The sequence below is a fragment of the Streptomyces sp. ISL-10 genome, from assembly GCF_018614575.1.
GTDB lineage: Bacteria > Actinomycetota > Actinomycetes > Streptomycetales > Streptomycetaceae > Streptomyces.
On the sequence record NZ_JAGGOJ010000020.1, the window covers coordinates 249,780 to 270,324 of the forward strand.

Genomic DNA, 20,545 nt, shown 5'->3' on the forward strand with positions numbered 1-20,545 from the left:
GATGGCGCAGATGCACCAGCCGGCCGACGACCCGGCCTGCCCCGGCTGCGAGGAGCCGGTGGAGCCCGGCGACCGATTCTGCGGAGCCTGCGGGTACGACCTGTCGGCCGTTCCCGCGCCCTCGCCGGACCGCCCCACCCTGGCCATCGGCACACCCGTGGAGTGGCCCGCCGCCACCGTCACCGACACCTCGGGCATGTCTCCGCGCACACAGCAGCCGGGGGATCTGCCCGGCACGGACTCCGACGGCGATGAGTTGTCGCACCACGGCGTCCGCTACGACACCCCGCCCTCGGGGGACTTCGAGCTGGCCGCCCCTGACCCTGCGGGCGTCGCACCGGACACGGTGGGAGCAGCCCCGGATCCGGTAAGGGCCGCGCCGGCCGACCCGCGCGCCGCCGAGCCCCTGGCGGCGCCGACGCGGGGGCCGTCGGGCGGCAGGCTGTGCGTGGCCTGCCGCGCGGGGCACGTCGACCCCGACGGCTACTGCGAGAACTGCGGCCACGCCCAGCCCCGTGAGCGCGACCACATGGAGCAGGAGCTCGGGTCGGTCGCCGCCGTCAGCGACCGTGGCCTGCGCCACCACCGCAACGAGGACGCGTTCGCGGTCTCGGCCACCTCCCTGCCGGACGGTTCGCCCGCCGTCGTCGCGGTCGTCTGCGACGGCGTCTCCTCGGCCACCCGACCGGACGAGGCGTCGTCGGCGGCGGCCCGCGCGGCCAACGAGGAGCTGCTCGCCGCACTGCCGCGCGGCACCCATCCGCAACAGGCGATGCACGAGGCGATCGTCGCCGCCGCCACCGCGGTCAACTCCCTTGTCGACGGAGGCGCTTCGGGCGACGGCTCGGAGCCCGACCAGGGCCATCGGCAGAACGCGCCGGCGTGCACCATCGTCAGCGCCGTCGCGGCCGGCGGACTGCTGGTCGTCGGCTGGGTCGGCGACAGCCGCGCCTACTGGGTGCCGGACGATCGCAGCGGCCCGCCGGCTCGGCTCACCGAGGACGACTCGTGGGCGGCGCAGATGGTCGCCGCCGGCCTGATGAACGAGGCCGAGGCGTACGCGGACGAGCGCGCCCACGCGATCACGGGCTGGCTGGGGGCCGACGCGTACGAACTGGAGCCGCACACCGCGTCGTTCAAGCCGGACCGCTCCGGTGTGGTCGTGGTCTGCACGGACGGTCTGTGGAACTACGCCGAGGGCGCGGACGAGATGGCGCGCGCCGTGCCCCCGGACGCTGCCGAACGGCCGCTGCACAGCGCCCAGGTCCTCGTCGGTCATGCCCTCGACGGCGGCGGTCACGACAACGTCACGGTGGCGGTGCTGCCGTTCGCGGTCCGGGGCGAAGGGGCAGGACCGGCCTGAGGGAAGGAACCCGCCTCCGGGCGGCTCCCTCCCCCCGGCCGCACCGCCTGCCGGGGCGGCCCGGCCCCTTCGCCCGTGCCCCACGCCCTTTCCGTCCCTGTCCCGACCCATCGCCAGGTGGGGCCCCGAGGAGCCGATTCCGATGGCCGTTTTCTCCAAGTCCCAGGTGCCGCAGTTCTCGGTCGACGTCTACCAGAACGCGTACCTCCCCGAGGGCGGCCGCGAGGTCAACGCGATCGTCACCGTGACGTCGACCGGTGGTGGCACCACGGCCGGCGTGCCGCTGCTCGGGGCGTCGCCCGACCCGTCGTCCGGACCGAGCCGCACCGCCCCGGACGCCGGTGTCGTGATCATGGTGGACTGCTCCGGATCGATGGACTACCCGCCGACGAAGATGCGCAACGCCCGGGACGCCACGGCGGCCGCCATCGACACACTGCGCGACGGAGTCGCCTTCGCCGTGGTCGCGGGGACCCACAAGGCGGCCGAGGTCTACCCGGGCGACGGCCGCCTCGCCGTCGCCGATCCGGCGACCCGCACCCAGGCCAAGGACGCGCTGCGCCGGCTGAGCGCGGGCGGCGGCACCGCGATCGGGACCTGGCTGCGGCTGGCGGACCGGCTGCTCTCCTCGTCCGACGTGGCGATCCGGCACGGCATCCTGCTCACCGACGGCCGCAACGAGCACGAGTCGCCCGAGGATCTCCGCTCGGCGCTGGCGGAGTGCGCGGGCCGCTTCACCTGCGACGCCCGCGGTGTGGGCACCGACTGGGAGGTCAAGGAGGTCACCGGCATCGCCTCCGCCCTGCTCGGCACGGCCGACATCGTCGCCGATCCGAGCGGACTGGCCGCCGACTTCACGCAGATGATGGAGAACGCGATGGGCAAAGGGGTCGCGGACGTGTCACTGCGGCTGTGGACGCCCGTCGGTGTGGAGATCGGCTTCGTCAAGCAGGTCGCGCCGAGGGTGGAGGACCTGACCGGGCGGCGTACCGAGGTCCCGCCCCGGGCAGGGGACTATCCGACCGGTTCCTGGGGCGACGAATCGCGCGACTACCACGTGTGCGTGAAGGTTCCGCAGGCCGGCATCGGCCAGGAGATGCTGGCGGCGCGCGTCTCGCTGATCGTTCCGGCGGCGGACGGCGGCGCTCCGGAGGTCCTGGCCCACGGGCTCGTGCGGGCGGTGTGGACGGACGACATGGTGGCGTCGACCTCGATCAACCCTCAGGTCGCGCACTACACGGGCCAGGTGGAACTGGCCCAGGTCATTCAGCAGGGCCTGGACGCCCGGAAGATGGGCGACATCGACGGCGCGACGGCGAAACTGGGGCGCGCGGTGCAGCTCGCGGCCCATTCCGGGAACGAGGACACTGCGAAACTGCTTTCGAAGGTGGTGGACGTCGTCGATGCGGCGACGGGTACTGTGCGACTGAAGGCGAAGGTCGCGGAGGCGGACGAGATGACTCTCGAAACGCGCTCCACCAAGACGGTTCGCGTGAAGAAGTAGACACGAGCAGTACGCACGAGCAGACGTGGATCGGCCCTGGGGCCGCCAGAAGGAGAGGGGGAGGCGCCGACATGCCGACCTGCCCGAACGGACACCAGTCGGGTTCCGACGACTGGTGCGAGGTCTGTGGCCACCGCATGGCCGGTCCTGGCGCTCCCTCGGGAGCCGTGCCGCCACCGCCTCCCCCACCGCCCTCCTACGGCTACCCGGGCCCGGGCGGCGATCCGAACGCCACCGCCCAGGCCGAGCTCTGCCCGCAGTGCCGTACGCCGCGCGAAGCCATGGCCCCGTTCTGCGAGGAGTGCCGTTACAACTTCCTCACGAACACCGCCACTTCCTACACGCCGGCGGCGCCGCCGCAGCCCGGGCTGAACCTTCCGCCGGGCTTCCAGTCCCAGCCGGGCCCGCCCGCGCCACCGCCGCATCAGGTGCCGCCCCCGCACCAGGGGCCGCCGCCTCCGCCGCCCCAGCAGGGCCCGCCCCCGCATGAGGGGCCCCCGCGGCCCCCGCAGCAGCGTGACCCCTTCGAGTACCAGGGCTCGCGGCCGTCGCAGATGAATCGGCCCGCCGAGCCGCTGGGGCAGGAGCCTTCCGGGCCGCAGCAGCCTCCGCAGGCGTTCCAGCAGGGCGGCCCGCCGCCCGCCTTCCAGCAGTCCGGTCCCCCGGCGCCGCCCGCGCCGCCGCAGCACACGGGTGGTGGCGACGACTGGATGCTGTCACCGCCGTCGCGCACCCAGTCGCCCCCGCCGCCGGCCCCCCAAGGGCCACAGGCACCGCGGCACCAGGGGCCACAGGCACCCCAAGCACCGCAGCACCAGGCACCGCAGCACCAGAGCCGGCAGGGGCCACAGGGCCCGCCGCCGTTCCAGCAGCAGGGCGGGCAGCCTCCCCAGTTCCCGGGCCGGCCGGCCCAGGCGGGCTGGACGGCCGTGATCGGGCCCGACCGCGAGTACTTCATGGCGATGATGCAGCGCAGCGGCCCGGAGGCCACGGGGCTCAACCTGCCCGCGTACTCCCCCGAGCAGCGCCTGCCGCTCACCGGCACCCAGGTCACGATCGGCCGCCGCAGGCACTCGACGGGAGAGTCGCCCGACATCGATCTGTCCGTGCCGCCGGAGGATCCCGGCGTCTCGCACCAGCATGCGGTGCTGGTGCAGCAGCCGGACGGCTCCTGGGCCGTCGTGGACCAGAACTCCACGAACGGCACGACGCTCAACGGCGCCGAGGACCCGATCCAGCCCTATGTCCCGATCCCGCTGAACGACGGCGACCGGGTCCATGTCGGGGCCTGGACGACGATCACGGTCCGCCGCGGCTGACTCTTTGGCCCCGCCCCGGCCACCGGTCCGGGCCGGGGCCGCCGTATGTCCCGGCCCATGGCCGTACTGAGCGCGGAGACCCCGCGGGCATGGCCGGGCAGGGGGGTTGGCCGCCGCTCCGTCAGGACGGCCGGGTGTCGAGCGGCCAGACGTACGGCCCCTCGGGGTCGTCCAGCCAGGCCCACTGGTGGGCGTCGGCGACGGTGATCCCGAAACGGTTGCGCTCGGGACGCCGCTCGCGGTCCCACAGGGACATGGCCTCGCGGGGATCCAGGCTGCCCGCGGTCAGGCTCAGCAGGAAGCGGAACAGGTCGTTCTCGACCGCGCGCCGGGGCAGCCCGCCCGCTCGGGCCTCCGGCGGAACCTGCGTGCCGCGCAGCGGTACGAAGAACGCCGACGTCCGCAGGAAACGCCCCTCCGCCGTCCGCCCCTCCGGGCCCTGGCGCACCCGCAGCACGATGATGCCCGTCGACAGCGGAGCGACGATCCGGGCGCCGGGGCTGCACTGCGGCAGCCACTCGTGCGGCACCGACGGCAGCGTGCACGTCGCGATGACGCAGTCGAAGGGAGCGCGCTCCGGGCAGCCGCGTGCGCCGTCGCCGGTGACGACGGCGGGCCGGTAGCCGGCGGCGGCCAGGTGCCTGCGGGCGGCCTCGGTGATCTCAGGGTCCAGGTCGACGGTGGTGACCGCCTCGGCGCCGAGGCGGTGCGCCAGCAGGGCCGCGTTGTAGCCGGTGCCCGCGCCGATCTCCAGCGCCGTGTCGCCGTCGCGTACGTCGAGGGCTTCGAGCATCTCGGCCATGAGCGAGGGCTGGCTGGAGGAGGAGACCAGTTCACCGTCGCGGACCCGAGTGGCGAGCGGCTCGTCGGCGTAGGCCCCGCGCAGCCACCGGTCCTGCCGTTCGGGATCGGGGTCCTCGCACCACAGGCGCTCGTACGAGCCCGCCCTGCCGATGAAGTAGTACGGCACGAACAGATGCCGCGGCACCTCCTCGAACGCGGCCCGCCAGGCGGGGTCGGTCAGCCCGCCGGAGGCCACGATCCGGCGCACGAGCGCGGAGCGCGCCTCGGCGCCCCGCTCGGCGAATCGGTCCGCATGTGCACCCATGCCTCCACTCTCCTGCGCCCGCGGCGGCGAAGCGAGCGCCCCCGCCGGGCGGTGCACAGCCCCCTCGCGTACCCCCGCGGCCTTCGAATGCAAGGGTCCTGGGCCTGGCGTCCTAGGCCGGTGCGTCTGAGAGCATGGACGGGTGAACGAGATTCCGCGCGGGACGCTTCAGGAGCAGACCTTCTACGAGCAGGTCGGCGGCGAGGAGACCTTTCGGCGCCTCGTACACCGGTTCTACCAGGGTGTCGCCGAGGACCCGCTGCTGCGGCCGATGTACCCGGAGGAGGACCTCGGTCCCGCCGAGGAGCGGCTCGTGCTGTTCCTGATGCAGTACTGGGGCGGACCGCGCACCTACAGCGACAACCGCGGCCACCCCCGGCTGCGGATGCGGCACGCGCCGTTCACCGTCGACCGGGCGGCGCACGACGCCTGGCTGCGGCACATGCGGACGGCGGTCGACGAGCTCGGCCTGTCCCAGGAGCACGAGGAGCAGCTCTGGGGCTACCTCACCTACGCCGCGGCCTCCATGGTCAACACCGTGGAGCAGTAGCCCGCCACGGACGGGAACGCCCGTTCGGCGCGGTGTCCGGTCGCCCGTCGCCCGTCCCGTCGCCGGATAACGGTCATCGGGGGGGACGGCCCGGTCCCGGTGGCGCTGCCGGAGACCGCTGCGAAGCTGCTGGGGCTGCGGCCCGGCGCGCGGCTCACCCACACCGACGGCCTCACCGAGAAGGCACTGCGGGTGAAGGTCACCGGCGTGTACCGGGCCACGGACCCGGCCGAGTCGTACTGGCAGTTGGACGCGCTCGGTCGGGCGCGGAGTGCGCCCTGTGGTCTTCACCACCTACGGGCCCCGCTCACCGACCCCTCCGAACTCGCCTCCGGCCGCAACAGCGCCGGGGACACCGCGTGGCCGGCCACCGCCGATTTCCGGGGCGTCACCACCGACCGGACCGGCGCCCTGTACTCGGCGGCGACGAGCGGTCCCCAGGGGTTCGGGGAGGGGCGGGGTGGGGGAACTCCACCGCCGACCGTCAGGGTCAGTGCGTCGGTCGCACCGGCGTCACACTCAACCCGCCCATCCCGTTCGTGCGGACCGCGACCGAGCCGAACGGCGTCCGCAGCCTCAGCCACGTCCCCGCCGACAGCAGCGCCACCGGCACTCCCGGGCGCAGGAAGCCGAACGCCTGGGCCGCGTGCACGGCGCGCAGCGGCAGGCCCGTGCCGCCGACCGAGCGCGACCAGATCTCACGGCCGATACGGTCGCGTTCGGCGCGTGTGCGCCGTTCCGAAGGCAGCGCCTCGTCCCGCGCGCGGAACTCCGCGACAGCCACCGCCACCGCTCCGCGCATCGCCTGCACCTCCGGCAGCCCCGCCAGCTCGCGCCAGCCGCCTCGCGGCGGCAGCACTCCGGCCCACGGCGGCCCGGTCACGGCACCCGGCACGGTGAACTCCGCGCCGCCCAGCGACTCCAGCAGTTCCCCGGCCGACACGGTGACGTCGAGCTCGACGACTTCGGCCAGCCGTGCCGTACGGATCGCGAGCACCTCGAAGGAGGGCGGGCGCCCGAAGACGGCGAGCGCACCGCTGCCCGCCTGCAGCCTGACCGCGGCTGCGCGGTCGTAGTGGATCAGCCGGGCGAGGAAGGCGGCGAGATCGTCCGCCTCCCTCGCGTCGGCGAGATGCAGGCTCTGCACAGGTACGGACATGGGCACGGTCATGCGACGAGGGCGTCCTCGGCCTTGGCGTCGGGGTCGCCGGCCTTGTCGTCGAGGTACTTCTTGAGGAACGACTTCTCCTCCGCGCTGATCCGGCGCGGCCTGCCCTCGGCGAGGTTGTAGGGGACGACGATCGTCGAGGCCCGCACGTACACCTGCGCGGGGTCGTCGGCCTCCTTCACCTCGTAGGCGATGGTCAGCGACGCCGCGGTGATCTTGGTGACCCACGACTCGATGACGACCGGCTCGTGGCGGTGGACCAGCGGCCGCACGTAGTCGATCTCGTGGCGGGCGACGACCGATCCGCCGGAGAAGGACGGCGAACCGTCCCCCGGCGCCAGCCGGAACATGAAGTCGATGCGCGCCTCTTCCAGATACCGCAGGAAGACGACGTTGTTGACGTGCCCGAAGGCGTCCATGTCCGACCAGCGCAGGGGGCAGCGGTAGATGTGGCGAGCCATGCGCTGCTCAGCCCCGGGTGAGCTTCTTGTAGGTGGCACGGTGCGGACGGGCCGCGTCCGGGCCAAGACGCTCGATCTTGTTCTTCTCGTAGGACTCGAAGTTGCCCTCGAACCAGAACCACTTGGAGTCGCCCTCGTACGCCAGGATGTGCGTGGCGACGCGGTCGAGGAACCAGCGGTCGTGGGAGACGACCACGGCCGCACCGGGGAACTCCAGGAGCGCGTTCTCCAGGGAGGACAGGGTCTCCACGTCGAGGTCGTTGGTCGGCTCGTCGAGGAGCAGCAGGTTGCCGCCCTGCTTGAGGGTGAGCGCCAGGTTGAGGCGGTTGCGCTCACCGCCGGAGAGGATCCCGGCCGGCTTCTGCTGGTCCGGGCCCTTGAAGCCGAAGGCGCTCACGTACGCGCGGGACGGCATCTCGACCTGGCCGACGTTGATGTAGTCCAGCTCGTCGGAGACGACGGCCCACAGCGTCTTCTTGGGGTCGATGTTGGCGCGGCTCTGGTCGACGTAGGAGATCTTGACCGTGTCACCGACCTTGATGTCGCCCGAGTCCGCGGTCTCCAGACCCTGGATCATCTTGAACAGGGTCGTCTTGCCGGCGCCGTTCGGGCCGATGACGCCGACGATGCCGTTGCGCGGCAGCGTGAAGGACAGGTCGTCGATGAGGACCTTGTCGCCGAACGCCTTGGAGAGGTTGTTCACCTCGACGACGACGGAGCCCAGACGCGGGCCCGGCGGGATCTGGATCTCCTCGAAGTCCAGCTTCCGCATCTTGTCGGCCTCGGCGGCCATCTCCTCGTAACGCGCGAGACGGGCCTTGGACTTGGCCTGCCGTCCCTTCGCGTTGGAGCGGACCCATTCCAGCTCGTCCTTGAGCCGCTTCTGACGCTTGGCGTCCTTCTGGCCCTCGACCTTCAGACGGGAGGCCTTGTTCTCCAGATAGGTGGAGTAGTTGCCCTCGTACGGGTGGGCGCGGCCGCGGTCGAGCTCGAGGATCCACTCGGCCACGTTGTCGAGGAAGTAACGGTCGTGGGTGATGGCGACGACGGTGCCGGCGTACTTGGCGAGGTGCGCCTCCAGCCACTGCACCGACTCGGCGTCGAGGTGGTTGGTGGGCTCGTCGAGGAGCAGCAGGTCGGGGGCCTCGAGGAGCAGCTTGCACAGGGCGACGCGGCGCTTCTCACCACCGGAGAGGTTGGTGACCGGCCAGTCGGCGGGCGGGCAGCCGAGGGCGTCCATGGCCTGCTCGAGCTGGGCGTCGAGGTCCCACGCGTTCGCGTGATCGAGCTCCTCCTGGAGCTTGCCCATCTCCTCCATCAGCTCGTCCGTGTAGTTCGTCGCCATCTCCTCGGCGATCGCGTTGAAACGGTCGAGCTTGCCCTTGACCTCCGCGACGCCCTGCTGGACGTTCTCCAGGACGGTCTTGGACTCGTCGAGCGGCGGCTCCTGGAGGAGGATGCCGACGGAGTAGCCGGGCGACAGGAAAGCGTCGCCGTTGGACGGATGCTCCAGGCCCGCCATGATCTTCAGCACGGTGGACTTACCGGCGCCGTTGGGGCCGACCACACCGATCTTCGCACCGGGCAGGAAGCTCAGCGTCACGTCATCGAGGATGACCTTGTCGCCGTGCGCCTTGCGCGTCTTGCGCATCGTGTAGATGTACTCAGCCAAGAGAAACCGTCCGGCAAGCAGTGGGTGGGCAGATACACCCATCTTGCCGTACGCCTCCCCCCGGACGGAAACCGCGGCCCGGGCCCGGACGCCCTGCGCAGGCTGCGCCACGCGCCCCGCCAACGTCGGTCGGTGACTCAGCCCCCGCGGCGAGGGGGCTGAGTCACCCGCCCACGGCAAGGCGGTGGGCAGAGCGACCCGTCAACCGCGACGGGGACGTCGCCGCCGGCCGCGAAGGCCGACTGAGCCGCTGGAGGAGCTGTCCGATCACGGTGGTGGTCATGTGGCGATGAGGGAGCGGGTGGTGGGTGCTCCGCTCCTGTGGTGGCGCCAGTGGTCGTGGCGGATGGCCACGGCCGGTCCACGAGGTGTTCCCGGGCTTTGCGTACGCACGTACACAACGATGTGTACACTCGTACACATGGCATACGGACTGCTGGCCGCGGCCATCGCGGCGGAGGTGGCCGGGACGACGGCCATGAAGTACAGCGAGGGGTTCAGCAAGCTGTGGCCCTCGCTCGGCACGCTGGCCGGGTACCTGCTCGCCTTCGCGCTGCTCGCCCAGACCCTGAAGACGATGCAGGTCGGCACCGCGTACGCGATCTGGGCCGGGGTGGGCACGGCGGCGTCGCCGCCATCGGGATCCTCTTCCTCGGCGAGTCGGCCGGCCTCGCCAAGCTCGCCGGGATCACCTTCGTGATCTTCGGTGTCGTGCTGCTCAGTCTCGGCGGGGCGCACTGATGGCGGCACGGCGCTACGACCCCGAGCGGCGCCAGCGGATCATCGACGCCGCGATCCGGGTGGTGGGCCGCTCCGGCATCGCCGGGCTCAGCCATCGCACGGTGGCGACCGAGGCGGATGTGCCGCTCGGCTCCACCACGTACCACTTCAAGACCCTCGACGACCTCCTCGTGGCCGCCCTTCGCCAGGCCAACGAGGGCTTCGCCAAGGTCGTACGCGAACACCGCAGCGCCCTCGCCGACCCCCGCTGCGACCTCGCGGCCGAGCTGGCCCGGCTGACCGGCGAGTGGCTTGGCGGCGACCGCACCGGCGTGGAGCTGGAGTACGAGCTCTACCTCGCCGCGTTGCGCCGCCCCGCGCTGCGCACCGTCGCCGCCGAGTGGTGCGAGGAGGTCGCCGAGCTGCTCGCCCGGCGCACCGACCCACGCACCGGGCGCGCCCTGGTCGCGCTGCTCGACGGGATCTGTCTGCAAGTGCTGCTGACGGGTGGGAAGTACGACGAGGAGTACGCGAGGGACGCGCTCACGCGGGTGATCGGGGCGAGTGACTAGCCGGCCCGCGACGACGCGGTCGGGTTCGGAGCGCCCCGCAGCGAAGCTCCCGTCGCGCGCGTAGCGCCCGCGGATCGCGAACACGGTCCGGGCGGAGCACCCACCGCCCTCGGCGCTCTCGCCACGCGGAGCGCCCGCGAGGCACGCAAGGCCCGAGGCACGCGAGGCGCCGGGCGCTACCCGCGCCAGGGCGAGGCGGAATCACCGCCAACCGTGACGCTCCCGCGCGGAACCACCCCGCCCGGCGACTCGCCGGGCGCTCCCCGCGAGGGTGTCGGAGCCGGCGCAGCCGGTGCCGGGCGGGATGGCAGCACGGACGCCACAAGCCGCCCGAAAGCCCCGCCGCCTCCGACGGAGCCCAGTCCGTCCCGAGCAGTCACCGCCCCAGGAGCGGGAGCCGGGGTCGACCGCGACGGGGCAGGGAGCTCCCGCGACGGACCGGCCTGACACGGTCCCGGGTGGAGTGGCACGACGGCCGGCCGGCGGCGGCCCCGCACGAGAAGGGCCCGGCACGTCTCGTGCCGGGCCCTTCGTCAACGCTGGGTCACACCCCGCGGTCGTTCACTCACTCGCCCGCGGCGGACGCCTTCCTGCGGAGGAAGAACACCGCGCCGCCGCCGACCAGCAGCAGGACGATCGCGATGCCCGCGATCATCGGCGTGGCGCTGGAGCCGCCCGTCTCGGCGAGGTCGCCCTCGGGGCCCTCGGAGCCCGAGGACGTGCCGCCGGCCGAGGCCGGGCTGGGCTGCGGCGACGGGGTCTCGGTGCCCGGCTGCGGCGTACCCGTGGTCTTGCAGTCCAGGACGCCCTTGAAGTTCTTCTCGAAGCCACCCGGTCCGGTGATCGTGAAGTCGTACGCCTGGTCCTCTGCGACCGGCACGGTCACCGTCCGGGACTCGCCGGCCGGGATGGTGTGCTTGGTGCCGGCCAGCTCGAAGGTGAACGGGGAGTCACCCTTGTTGCCCGCCGTGATGTCCACGCCGCCCTTGGCGCAGTTCTTCTCCGCGGTCACGGACGGGATCGCGCCCGTCTTCGCCCACGTCGCGGTCGCCGTCGCGGAGACCGTGGACTGGCTGGACCCCGCAAGGATCTGCGTCTGGCTCTTCGTCGCGCTGGCGAACGCGCGTCCCACCGGCACCGACATGGTCGCCTGCGCGCTCAGCGAGGCCGTCCCGTCGGCCGCGCCCTGGGGAACGTCGAAGTAGAGCTTGCTGCCGTTGACCGCGGAGGTGACCGGCTTGCCGGCCTCGTCCGTGATCTTGATGCCGCTGGCCGCCGCGTCGGCCGGAGGCGTGACGGTGACCTGACCGGCGTCGGTGCGCACCGTCACCGGGCCGATCCGGCTGCCGGCCTTGCCGGAGACCGCGTTCGGCTCCAGGCTCAGCGAGGCCTTGGGCTCGGCGACGTCCTCGGCGGACTTCTCCAGCCAGTCGGCCAACTTCTCCGCCTGCGGGTCCACCGCCTCGACGTCCGCGCCGTCCGAGAAGCGCCAGATGGCGACCTGGGTGCCGGCCGCCGCGGTCTCGGCGGTCAGCGACCCGGCGTCCGCGCCCTTGGCCAGCGCCGCGAGGTCGTCGACCTGCGGGTAGGAGTGCTCGAGGATCCAGCGGATCTTGCCCGCGTTCTTGTTCGAGCCGAGCGAGGTCTGACTCCAGGGAGTCTCCAGGTACTTGGCCTGCTCCTGGGTCGGGTTGTGGATGTCGATGCAGTACGTCTTCAGCTGGCCGCCACCCTCGACGGTCATCTCGAAGAGCCCGGCAGGGATCTGCTGATCCTTGCCGTCGTTGTGCAGAACAGCCTTGTGGTACGTCTTCAGCCCGTCGAGGGTGGCGACCGCGCCACCCTGGTGCTGCGTACCGTCGTCGGCGGCGGCCGTGCCCGCGCCGGCGAGAGAGCCTGTGGCGATCAGGCCCGATACGAGAGCCGCCGCGGCAAGACGACGAGCGACGCGCCGCCTGCGTGCAGCAGACGCAGAGAACACAGCAAACACAGCAGAATTCCCCTCTGGGCGAGCACTTCGCGTGTGACGCGTGGGGGAAGTGTCTCGCCAGCTAACTCAAGTGCCCCGTGAGTACCCGGGAATCCTATGGACGGCGCGCAGCCCAGTCCCCCGTCATGACATCAGATAACCATTCTGACTCGTAATCGTTATCACGGTCGGTCAGTTCACCCCCTCATCAACCCTTTTACCGACCGGCGCCCGCCGCTCCGTCCGGTCCGCCCGTTCCTCAACTCCCCCTCGTACACCCCTCACAGGCTCCCGCGCCCGCCACTCTGTCCGGCCGCCCGTCCCTCAACTGCCCCTCACGCAACCCCCGCAGGCGCCCGCGTCCGCCCGCTCACGCCATCCGAGCCGACCGCGCCGCTCACGCCATGCGAGCCGACCGTGCCATGCGCACCGGCCGCACCGCTCGCGCCATCCGCCTCGCCCGGCTCCGCCCGCCGGGCCGCCGCCGGCACCTGTTCGCCCCTCGTCACTCGCCGGAACGCCGCCGTCCCGCGGGTCAGGTCGTGCCCCGCCGCGAGCGCGTCGATGTCCACGAACGTCCGGCGCCTGCCCTCGCCGTCCTCTTCCCGCACCTTCAACCTGCCGTGCACGACGAGCGGTTCACCCACCGATACGGAAGCGGCCAGATTGGCCGCGAGCGTGCGCCACGCGAAGACCGTGTAGAAGCTCGTCGGCCCGTCGGTCCAGTTACCGCTCTGCCGGTCCCACCGTCGCGAGGGCACCGCGAAACGGAATCGCGCCATCCCTCCCGTGGCCGTTTCCCGGTACTCCACATTCGTGGCCACATTCCCCACCACCGTCACCACGGTGTCGTTCATGACGGTCACCTCCCCGTCCGGTTGCGTTGTCCGATCGCTGTCGGCTCACTGCCGACTCGCTGCCGATCGGACTCCATGCTGGACCGGACGGGGAAGACCCGCAGACGCCTGTGGACAGACGTCGCGTTGGGGAAAACCCGGTCACCCGATCCGGGTACGCACCCTTCCATGTCCCGTGCCCGGACCCACCCCCGGCCGTGTGGTCCCCGACACCGTCCCGGAGACCGTCGCGTACTGCTCCCGCACCTCCCGGTACCGCATGAGCTCTGCCGAGACCGGGTCGAGCACCTTCGCCCTTCCGCACCCGGCGGCCGCCTCCTGCAATCTGCGTCTGATGTCCTGCCCGTACCGCCGGGCGGGCCCCCTGGCCGCCGCCGCACATCCCCACTCCACCAGCGGGCCGCCCACGATCCCCGCGAGCATCACCAGCACCGGCGGTACGAGCCCCGGCTCCAGCACGCCGATGATCTGGCCCACCAGCCACAGCCCCCCGTAGATCTGAAGCAGCGTCATGGACACCTGGGCCAGCACAGCGGCCGGCCACCACGCGGGCCGCTGCGGCCGTCCGCTCGTCGCCGCGGCCTCGCGCGCCGCGAGCTCGTCCAGCGCCTCCGGCAGCCCCTGCGCACCGCGTACCGCCGCCTCCCGCACGGCCTGCCCCCAAGGGGCAGGCAGCCCGCGCGAGGCTTCGCCGGCGACCGTGCGGACCGCCTGTTCGACCCGCTGGCGCGCGGTGAGTTCCTCTTCCACCGGCACGACGGGCGGCATCAGCGCAGCCCCCGGCATGCGCTTGCGCTCGTACCAGCGCCACAGGCGCAGCCACGGCGTCCCGCACGCCCGCCCCGCGTTCCTGTGCCACTCGCGCTCCGCCGCCTCCCCGGCCGCCGTCGCGCCGATCGCGTCCGCCAGCCGTGCCGAGAAGTCCTCGCGGGCGCGCTCGTCCAGCCCCGTCCGGCCTTCGGCGACGTACACGGGGCGCAGCTTCGCCGCCGCCGCGTCCACGTCCGCGGACAGCCGCAGCGCCGGTGCGCCGCGTTCCTGCACGAACGTGCCGATCATCTCGCGCAGTTCACCGACGCCCTCACCGGTGAGCGCCGACAGTGCCAGGACGGTGGCGCCCGGTTCCCCGTGCTCGCCCAGCGCCATTCCGTCCTCGTCGAGGAGGCGTCGCAGATCGTCGAGCACCTGGTCGGCGGCTTCGCCGGGCAGCCGGTCGATCTGGTTGAGCACCACGAAGGTGATCTCGGCGTGCCCGGCGAGCGGCCTGAGGTAGCGCTCGTGCAGGGCCGCGTCCGCGTACTTCTCGGGGTCGACGACCCAGATCACCGCGTCGACGAGCGCGAGCACCCGGTCGACCTGTTCCCGGTGGCGTACGAGGGCCGAGTCGTGGTCCGGCAGGTCGACCAGGACCAGCCCCTGCAACTGCTCGTCGCCGTCGCCGCCGGCGAGCGGCCTGCGGCGCAGCCGTCCCGGGATGGCGAGCCGGTCAAGGAGGCCGGCGGCCCCGTCCGACCAGGTGCAGGCGATGGGCGCCGACGTCGTGGGCCTGCGCAGCCCGGTCTCCGCGATGCGCACTCCGGCGAGCGCGTTGAACAGGGTCGACTTGCCGCTGCCGGTCGCCCCGGCGATGGCGACGACCGTGTGGCGCGAGGAGAGCCGCTGGCGCGTGGCGGCTTCGTCGAGGACCCGGCCGGCCTCGGCGAGGGTGCGTCCGTCCAGCCGGGTCTGGGAGAGCCCCAGCAGTTCCCGCAGCGCGTTCAGCCGGTGGCGCAGCGGTCCGCTGTAAGCGCCGCCGATCGGCAGGTGGTCGTCCCGGTCCCCCGGCCCGGCGTCGCGCCCGTCCTCGCCCCTGTCCTGGTCCGCCTCCGGGTCCTCGTCCTCGTCCAGGGCGTCGGCCGCGTGCCGCAGCTCGGCGCGACGCGCGATCAGCCCGTCGTCCCAGCGCCCACCGGCCCGTTCACCGACAGGGGCGCCGACGGCGGCACCGTCCAGGGCACCGTTCACAGCCCCGTTCACAGCCCCGCCCACGGTTCCGGCGGCGGTCTCGTTCCCCGCCTCGTTCTGGTCGTCGGTGACGGCGGTCACCCGCGCTCACCTCTCCTTCTGCAGTAGGGACAGCGCGGCGATCAGCTCGGCCTGCGGCTCGGGGGTCACTTCGAGTGCGTCCAGTGGCGCCAGCCGGCGGTCCCGTTCGCTGTGCAGCACGTGGTCGATGTACGTCGAGACCAGCTCGCCGCCCTTGTCGCGCAGCCGCAGCGCGCCCTGGGCGCCGATGCGTTCGGCCAGGCGCTCCCCCGCGCCGCGGGCGCGCCGGCCGCCGAGCAGGGCGGTGGCGAGAAGCGCGGCGACGGTCTCGGGGTCGGGGGCGGCGTTGCGTTCCATCCCCCGTGCCTCCTCCTCGGCGAGCTCCTCCAGGACCCGCCGCCAGCGGCGTACGGCCATCCCGATCCGTTCGCTCGTCTCCAGGTCGACGCGGTGGTGCGGGCTGACGGCCGCCGCGGCCGGCTCGCGTCGCCAGGCTCTTTGCACATGCTCGTCGGCGGCGGCGACGGCGCACTGCAGGAGCGCGGACAGACTGGCGACGAGGGCGTCGAGCAGTTCAGCCGCCGTGCAGTCCCGCGGGTAACCCCGCCAGCGGGTGCGCGCGTCACCGGCGAGCACGGCACCGGCCCGAAGCTGGCCGCGCACGCGTTCACTTTGCTTCTCGTACGCCTCCTCCACCGCGCCCGTGAGCCGTACGGCCGCCGCGTACTGGGCCGCCACCGCGCTCGCCAGCTCCGGCATCCGCGCGTCGAGGGAGGCGATCACCCCGCCCGCGGTGCGCCCGAGCACCTGCTGGCGGGCGGCCGGGTCCTGGGCCCGGTGGGCCAGCCAGGACAGCAGGGGCGCGACGGCGGTGGTGGGCAGCAGCCCGTTGCCGGCGCCCGCGGACTCGGGCAGCTCGGGGATCGTGAACCGGGGCACGTGGCCCAGCCCGGCCTTGGTGAGCAGCGCCGCGTACTGCCGCGACACCTCCTCGACGACCTGGTGCGGCACCCGGTCCAACACGGTGATCAGCGTGGCGTCGTATTCCTTGGCCGTACGCAACAGGTGCCACGGCACGGCGTCGGCGTAGCGGGAGGCAGTCGTCACCATCACCCATACGTCTGCGGCGCAGATCAACTCGGCGGCCAGCACCCGGTTCTCCACGACGAGCGAGTCGATGTCGGGCGCGTCGAGGAGCGCGAGGCCGCGCGGCAGGGTGGACGCGGTCTCGATCCGCAGCGGCTTCTCCTCGACGGCCTGCCCCCCGGCCCCGCGCTGCCGCTCTCCCACGTCCCTCTCCCCCTGCTCGTCGGCGGGGGGCATCCATACGCGGGTGAACTGCGGAAGCACCCGCATCCCTGCGAACCAGTGGTGGTCGTCGGGGTGGCAGACGAGCACGGGCGTCCGCGTGGTGGGCCGCAGCACCCCGGCCTCGCTGACCTTCCTGCCCACAAGGGAGTTGACGAGTGTGGACTTTCCGGCGCCGGTGGATCCGCCGATGACGGCGAGCAGCGGGGCGTCGGGGTCCTTGAGCCGGGGCACGAGATAGTCGTCGAGCTGGGCGAGCAGCTCGACGCGCGTCTGCCGGGCGCGCGGCGCGCCGTGAAGAGGGAGCGGCAGACGCACGGCGGCGACACGGTCGCGCAGGGCGGAGAGTGCGTCGATCAGCTGAGGCCGTGCATCCAAGGTCACCACATGCGAAGAATGCCCAATTTGATCGGCTTTTTGAAGCGTATGGGCCTCTCTGCGCGCCGATCAGACAGATGGGACACACGGGGCGAGTGGGACTCAGGCATAACGAGTGCACAACACCCGCGACGCCAGGCGTCAAAAGCGATGCACGAATCGCACCCGCCTGCGATTATCGGTTCGCTTCACCGAACCTCCACATCGTGTCACGCAGGTGAGGCAACCGGGCCAAGGCGATCGGAGCCCTATCCTTGTCCCCGACAGGTCGGACCACCCCTCGTGGGGGTCCAGGCCGCTTCCGGCCCCCGTAGCTCAGTGGATAGAGCAGGCGCCTTCTAAGCGCTTGGCCGCAGGTTCGAGTCCTGCCGGGGGCGCACCACCCGCACCACCCTCAGGCCCTCCTCCCGGGAGGGCCTTCTTGCTGGTCAGGGGCACATTAGCGGGTGAGGCGTAGAGGGCGCGTAAGCGCCGGAACGCCCTCGGATGATCACGAGGGGGGTCCGGCGCTGTCCGGCTGGATCCGGGTTTCTGCGGGTGGCCCTGTCGAATACGTGTCGAAGTTTTCGCGGGTGTCTCAGCGATCTTCCGTCAGGTCGGGGAGGTCTCCCCCGGCCTCGATCCGCTTCTGGTGGTCCTTGAGCTGACCGGAGATGCACCGGGCGTACGTGGCGAGCAGGACAGGGACACTGTTGCCAGCCCACTCGGCGACCTGCGCCGGCGGTATACCCGCGTTGAGCCACGTCGTCAGGCAGGTGTGGCGGAGGTATTAAACGCGCTTACCGAGCGGCGAGGCGAATTCCTCGGGCAGTAGGACTTCCTTTCGAGCGGTCCGCCAGGCGCGGCGGAATATACGGCGTACTCCACGGCCACATTTAGGATCCTGCGATTGCGCTTGATCGAGGAGGCCGCTGCGGTCGAGCCGTCCAGCTTGGTCGCGAGAGCGTGGAGCACGTCGTCAACCCGTCGCGGGTCCTCCCAGGCCGCCATGGACTCGGTGTTCCGCTCGACCTGATCGCCTGGGTCCGAGACCACAGAGCCGAGCGAGTACGACAAGGCGATGCCGATCGTGACAGCCCATCTGGCGAAGGTCGAGCGGGCGGTCAGTCGGACCGGCACCTCTCAGGCCTGGCAGCCGTACGCACGGTCCAGCAGGCTCTCGTCGAAGCATTGCGCGAGGAAGATGCCCAGAGCGTTCCGTCGCAAGCCGTAGAGGCGTTCGCCCGTCGGATCTCTGAGCATCCGGACATACTCCCGTTCTGACATCCACACCTGACATCACCGACGGTGGACAGTGGCAGCCCCGAGCGGCCCAACACGACCTCGCCGCCCCCAATTGTGAGTGCCGCGACACGTCGCCGATCGAACTCCGGGTTCCACTGTCAGTGGCTGGCACTACTCGTTGATGTAAGACGTCCGCAGACCAGCTCTGCTACCTGTGTGATCACAGGACAGCTGCCACACCGGCGAGTAGGCGTGGGCCGCTGGCGGCTAGCAGGTTGGGATGGCGCAACGGTCAGCGAACCTTCTTCCATTCCCTGACCAACGCACCGATGACGTCGTTTTGATCAATTGGCACCCCGGCGATTTGAAGCCGCAGCAGCCCCTCACACGCCTTGATGTAGGCGGCGCCCATTGCATAGGTGGTCGAACCTGCGACGGTGGCGTTTACGGCACTCCCGACGAGCGGGAAGGCAAGTTTGAGCAAGCTCGATGCCGTCCTAGCTGCTGTTCCCACCCCGATAACGGCCGTGCAGGCGGCAGCCAAGGATTTCGGTTCAATGCTGAAGCCCATGACCCGAGTGATGCGGGCAAACATCGCAACCTGCAGGGCGCTCAGCGGGCCTATGTCGTAGAGTGGAATTGGCACCGCAGCAATGGCAGCCGCCTTTAGAGCAGTTTCCGCTACGATGGCATTTGCTTCCTTTATCTTCAGTTCGAGGTTCACTCGCTGGCGGCTCGCCAAGGTTCGTTTTTGTGCCAACGGCAGCACATGCATCAGCGCTTCAAGAAGCTCGGTGAGGCCATGCGACTTAACCAGAATACTTTGGCCCGCAACGGTAAGCAATTTGTCCTGGGCAAGCACGGGAAACGGTCGCGATTCCACAATGGGTAGCCGCATGTCATCGATAACGGCCCGAAGATTAGTTACCTCGACTGAGTCCTTGTCGAGACACCTCGTCAGGACAAAAGCCGTATGAACTTCCTTCGCCAGATCCCGGACGAGATTTGCTTCAAAATCCTCAATGCGGCCATTGTCGACCAGGTTACAGAAGAGGGAAAAGTGAATTTCCGACTCTTCAGCCATCACTTCTTCCTTGATCCGGCTAAGGAAGTAGTGAGCAACTTCCGCCGCGCTTTTTCCCAACTCGAAACCAGGCGTGTCGTATACCGTAATCGGCAAACCTGGTCGACGATACCGCTTGATCTCCTGGGTTACGGGCCTGCCCGTTCCGACCGGCGCAATACGCTCTCCGAAGATTGCATTAACGAGGGTGCTTTTACCCGCTCCCGGTCGGCCAGTCAGCATAATATTGAGCATGGCTTCCTCTTGCTCCGCCTGAGCTAGCCCCTCCTCAAAGATGGCTGCGATGTCGAAGTCGTTGCCGTCATGGGCACGGGTGTCTGCGTTCACTTTAGTCCCCTTGGTGGTTTCCGAATGCTCTCACTTTGCCTGACTTGGACCTAGCACTCTTAGCAAGCCAGATACGGCCGAGAGACTTTTTCCATGATTGCAAGGCATGGCAAAGAGGGCTCGCCTGTGCTAGGTGGCCAGAACGCCGAATATCACCACAAGCGCCAAGCCGAGGCCGAAGAAGGCCATCTGCATAGCGGCCGGCAGCCGGATATTCGTCGCGTATATCGACCTCGTGTTATCTCCCTCGTTGACCGTGCCAGCGAGAGCCATGAGCGTGGCCACTCCTGCCAGAACCGACACGGCGTGGGCAAGCCACGCCAGCTGGAGCCACAAGAGATCGGACGGCGTGGCCTTTCCAACAATGTCTTTGGCCAAACTGATGGTGATAGTAATGACTGCGGTTGTCAGTGTGAGGACGTGCTTGCTGGTTTCCGATGCAGCGGCGAAGGCGAGCTTGCGTCGCTCTGCCATCGCTTCGTATTCCTCGACTGCCATCAGGCCCTCTCCAGATTCAGCAGAATGGCCACAGCGGGCAGGTGCGCTCCTTGACTGTGACGAAAACAGCCAAGGTGACGGCGGCGAGACTGCGGCGTCGTGTTTCGCCAGCCAGGCCCCCAGTGAAATCTTCGAGGTTTCCAGTAGCTTCGGGTAGCCGGGCTTCAGCATTTTCTCTGGCCATCAGTGCATCAAGGCCGTCTTGAAGGAACCGCACATACGCTGGCTGCGTCTCCTCAGCAATTGGAACACCGCCGAGTCCGCGAGCCGCCGCGGCATTGAATTCCCGAATCACTCGGTTCCTTAGCTGTACCGCGGTGCGCCGATTATCGCCCCCACGCCGCTGCCTTGGGTCACCCTCAGATCCCCGCCGACGGTGGTTACCACTCACTAACTTCGCCTCCTTGCCAAGAGGCATCGAAGTCATATTCGTCGGCC

The 20,545-nt window shown here is 70.6% G+C and carries 16 protein-coding genes, 1 tRNA gene and 1 pseudogene; 7 read left to right on the plus strand and 11 right to left on the minus strand.

Annotated features, from left to right (window positions below):
- The first annotated feature begins 1 nt into the window (after position 1).
- From J7E88_RS24615 to J7E88_RS24625, 3 genes are all read left to right on the plus strand, one after another.
- Positions 2 to 1,363, plus strand: a complete 1,362-nt coding sequence (locus J7E88_RS24615; RefSeq protein WP_215184647.1) for a PP2C family serine/threonine-protein phosphatase — start codon at positions 2 to 4, stop codon at positions 1,361 to 1,363.
- A gap of 142 nt (positions 1,364 to 1,505) precedes the next feature.
- Positions 1,506 to 2,867 (plus strand): VWA domain-containing protein, encoded by a 1,362-nt coding sequence (locus J7E88_RS24620; protein ID WP_215184649.1) that lies wholly within the window; start codon positions 1,506 to 1,508, stop codon positions 2,865 to 2,867.
- Between the two features lie 71 nt (positions 2,868 to 2,938).
- Complete coding sequence (locus J7E88_RS24625; RefSeq protein ID WP_215184651.1) at positions 2,939 to 4,186, plus strand: FHA domain-containing protein; 1,248 nt, start codon at positions 2,939 to 2,941, stop codon at positions 4,184 to 4,186.
- Between the two features lie 121 nt (positions 4,187 to 4,307).
- Here the strand turns inward: J7E88_RS24625 and J7E88_RS24630 are convergent, their stop codons facing one another.
- Complete coding sequence (locus tag J7E88_RS24630) at positions 4,308 to 5,294, minus strand: methyltransferase domain-containing protein (RefSeq protein ID WP_215184653.1); 987 nt, start codon at positions 5,292 to 5,294, stop codon at positions 4,308 to 4,310.
- A gap of 142 nt (positions 5,295 to 5,436) precedes the next feature.
- On the opposite strand from J7E88_RS24630, the gene J7E88_RS24635 reads away from it, so the two are divergent.
- Positions 5,437 to 5,844, plus strand: a complete 408-nt coding sequence (locus J7E88_RS24635; protein WP_215184655.1) for a globin — start codon at positions 5,437 to 5,439, stop codon at positions 5,842 to 5,844.
- A 490-nt stretch (positions 5,845 to 6,334) separates the two neighbouring features.
- Here the strand turns inward: J7E88_RS24635 and J7E88_RS24640 are convergent, their stop codons facing one another.
- From J7E88_RS24640 to ettA, 3 genes are read right to left on the minus strand one after another with little or no spacing between them, the layout of a single operon-like run.
- Positions 6,335 to 7,003: a hypothetical protein gene (locus J7E88_RS24640; protein ID WP_215184658.1), complete on the minus strand. Its 669-nt coding sequence runs from the start codon at positions 7,001 to 7,003 to the stop codon at positions 6,335 to 6,337.
- Between the two features lie 8 nt (positions 7,004 to 7,011).
- The gene (locus J7E88_RS24645; protein WP_215184660.1) at positions 7,012 to 7,473 is read right to left on the minus strand and encodes a thioesterase family protein; all 462 of its coding nucleotides are present in this window, start codon (positions 7,471 to 7,473) and stop codon (positions 7,012 to 7,014) included.
- A 7-nt stretch (positions 7,474 to 7,480) separates the two neighbouring features.
- Positions 7,481 to 9,145, minus strand: coding sequence for an energy-dependent translational throttle protein EttA (ettA, locus tag J7E88_RS24650; RefSeq protein ID WP_215184662.1), 1,665 nt, complete (start codon positions 9,143 to 9,145; stop codon positions 7,481 to 7,483).
- Positions 9,146 to 9,566: 421 nt separating this feature from the next.
- Here ettA and J7E88_RS24655 point away from each other — a divergent pair.
- Together J7E88_RS24655 and J7E88_RS24660 are read left to right on the plus strand one after the other, a co-directional pair.
- Positions 9,567 to 9,886 (plus strand): annotated as a pseudogene (locus J7E88_RS24655) (multidrug efflux SMR transporter).
- Positions 9,886 to 10,437, plus strand: coding sequence for a TetR/AcrR family transcriptional regulator (locus tag J7E88_RS24660; protein WP_215184664.1), 552 nt, complete (start codon positions 9,886 to 9,888; stop codon positions 10,435 to 10,437). Before J7E88_RS24655 ends, J7E88_RS24660 begins: the two are co-directional and overlap by 1 nt.
- A 565-nt stretch (positions 10,438 to 11,002) precedes the next feature.
- On the opposite strand, the gene J7E88_RS24665 is transcribed toward J7E88_RS24660, so the two are convergent.
- From J7E88_RS24665 to J7E88_RS24680, 4 genes are all read right to left on the minus strand, one after another.
- On the minus strand, positions 11,003 to 12,418 hold the full coding sequence (locus J7E88_RS24665) for an LAETG motif-containing sortase-dependent surface protein (RefSeq protein WP_215184666.1): 1,416 nt from the start codon (positions 12,416 to 12,418) through the stop codon (positions 11,003 to 11,005).
- 323 nt (positions 12,419 to 12,741) lie between these two features.
- Positions 12,742 to 13,263 (minus strand): single-stranded DNA-binding protein, encoded by a 522-nt coding sequence (locus tag J7E88_RS24670; protein WP_215184668.1) that lies wholly within the window; start codon positions 13,261 to 13,263, stop codon positions 12,742 to 12,744.
- Between the two features lie 141 nt (positions 13,264 to 13,404).
- Positions 13,405 to 15,348, minus strand: a complete 1,944-nt coding sequence (locus tag J7E88_RS24675) for a GTPase (RefSeq protein WP_374196317.1) — start codon at positions 15,346 to 15,348, stop codon at positions 13,405 to 13,407.
- 6 nt (positions 15,349 to 15,354) lie between these two features.
- Positions 15,355 to 16,974: a dynamin family protein gene (locus J7E88_RS24680; RefSeq protein WP_215184670.1), complete on the minus strand. Its 1,620-nt coding sequence runs from the start codon at positions 16,972 to 16,974 to the stop codon at positions 15,355 to 15,357.
- A gap of 304 nt (positions 16,975 to 17,278) precedes the next feature.
- On the opposite strand from J7E88_RS24680, the gene J7E88_RS24685 reads away from it, so the two are divergent.
- Positions 17,279 to 17,351 (plus strand) — tRNA-Arg (locus tag J7E88_RS24685).
- 1,139 nt (positions 17,352 to 18,490) lie between these two features.
- On the opposite strand, the gene J7E88_RS24690 is transcribed toward J7E88_RS24685, so the two are convergent.
- The 3 genes from J7E88_RS24690 to J7E88_RS24700 form a co-directional block, all read right to left on the minus strand.
- Entirely contained in the window at positions 18,491 to 19,609 is a 1,119-nt protein-coding gene (locus J7E88_RS24690; RefSeq protein WP_215184672.1) for a GTPase, read from the minus strand.
- Positions 19,610 to 19,738: 129 nt separating this feature from the next.
- On the minus strand, positions 19,739 to 20,107 hold the full coding sequence (locus tag J7E88_RS24695; RefSeq protein ID WP_215184674.1) for a hypothetical protein: 369 nt from the start codon (positions 20,105 to 20,107) through the stop codon (positions 19,739 to 19,741).
- A gap of 16 nt (positions 20,108 to 20,123) precedes the next feature.
- Positions 20,124 to 20,402 carry a hypothetical protein gene (locus J7E88_RS24700; protein ID WP_215184676.1) on the minus strand — a complete coding sequence of 93 codons (279 nt, stop codon included), beginning with the start codon at positions 20,400 to 20,402 and terminating at the stop codon, positions 20,124 to 20,126.
- Between the last annotated feature and the right edge of the window lie 143 nt (positions 20,403 to 20,545).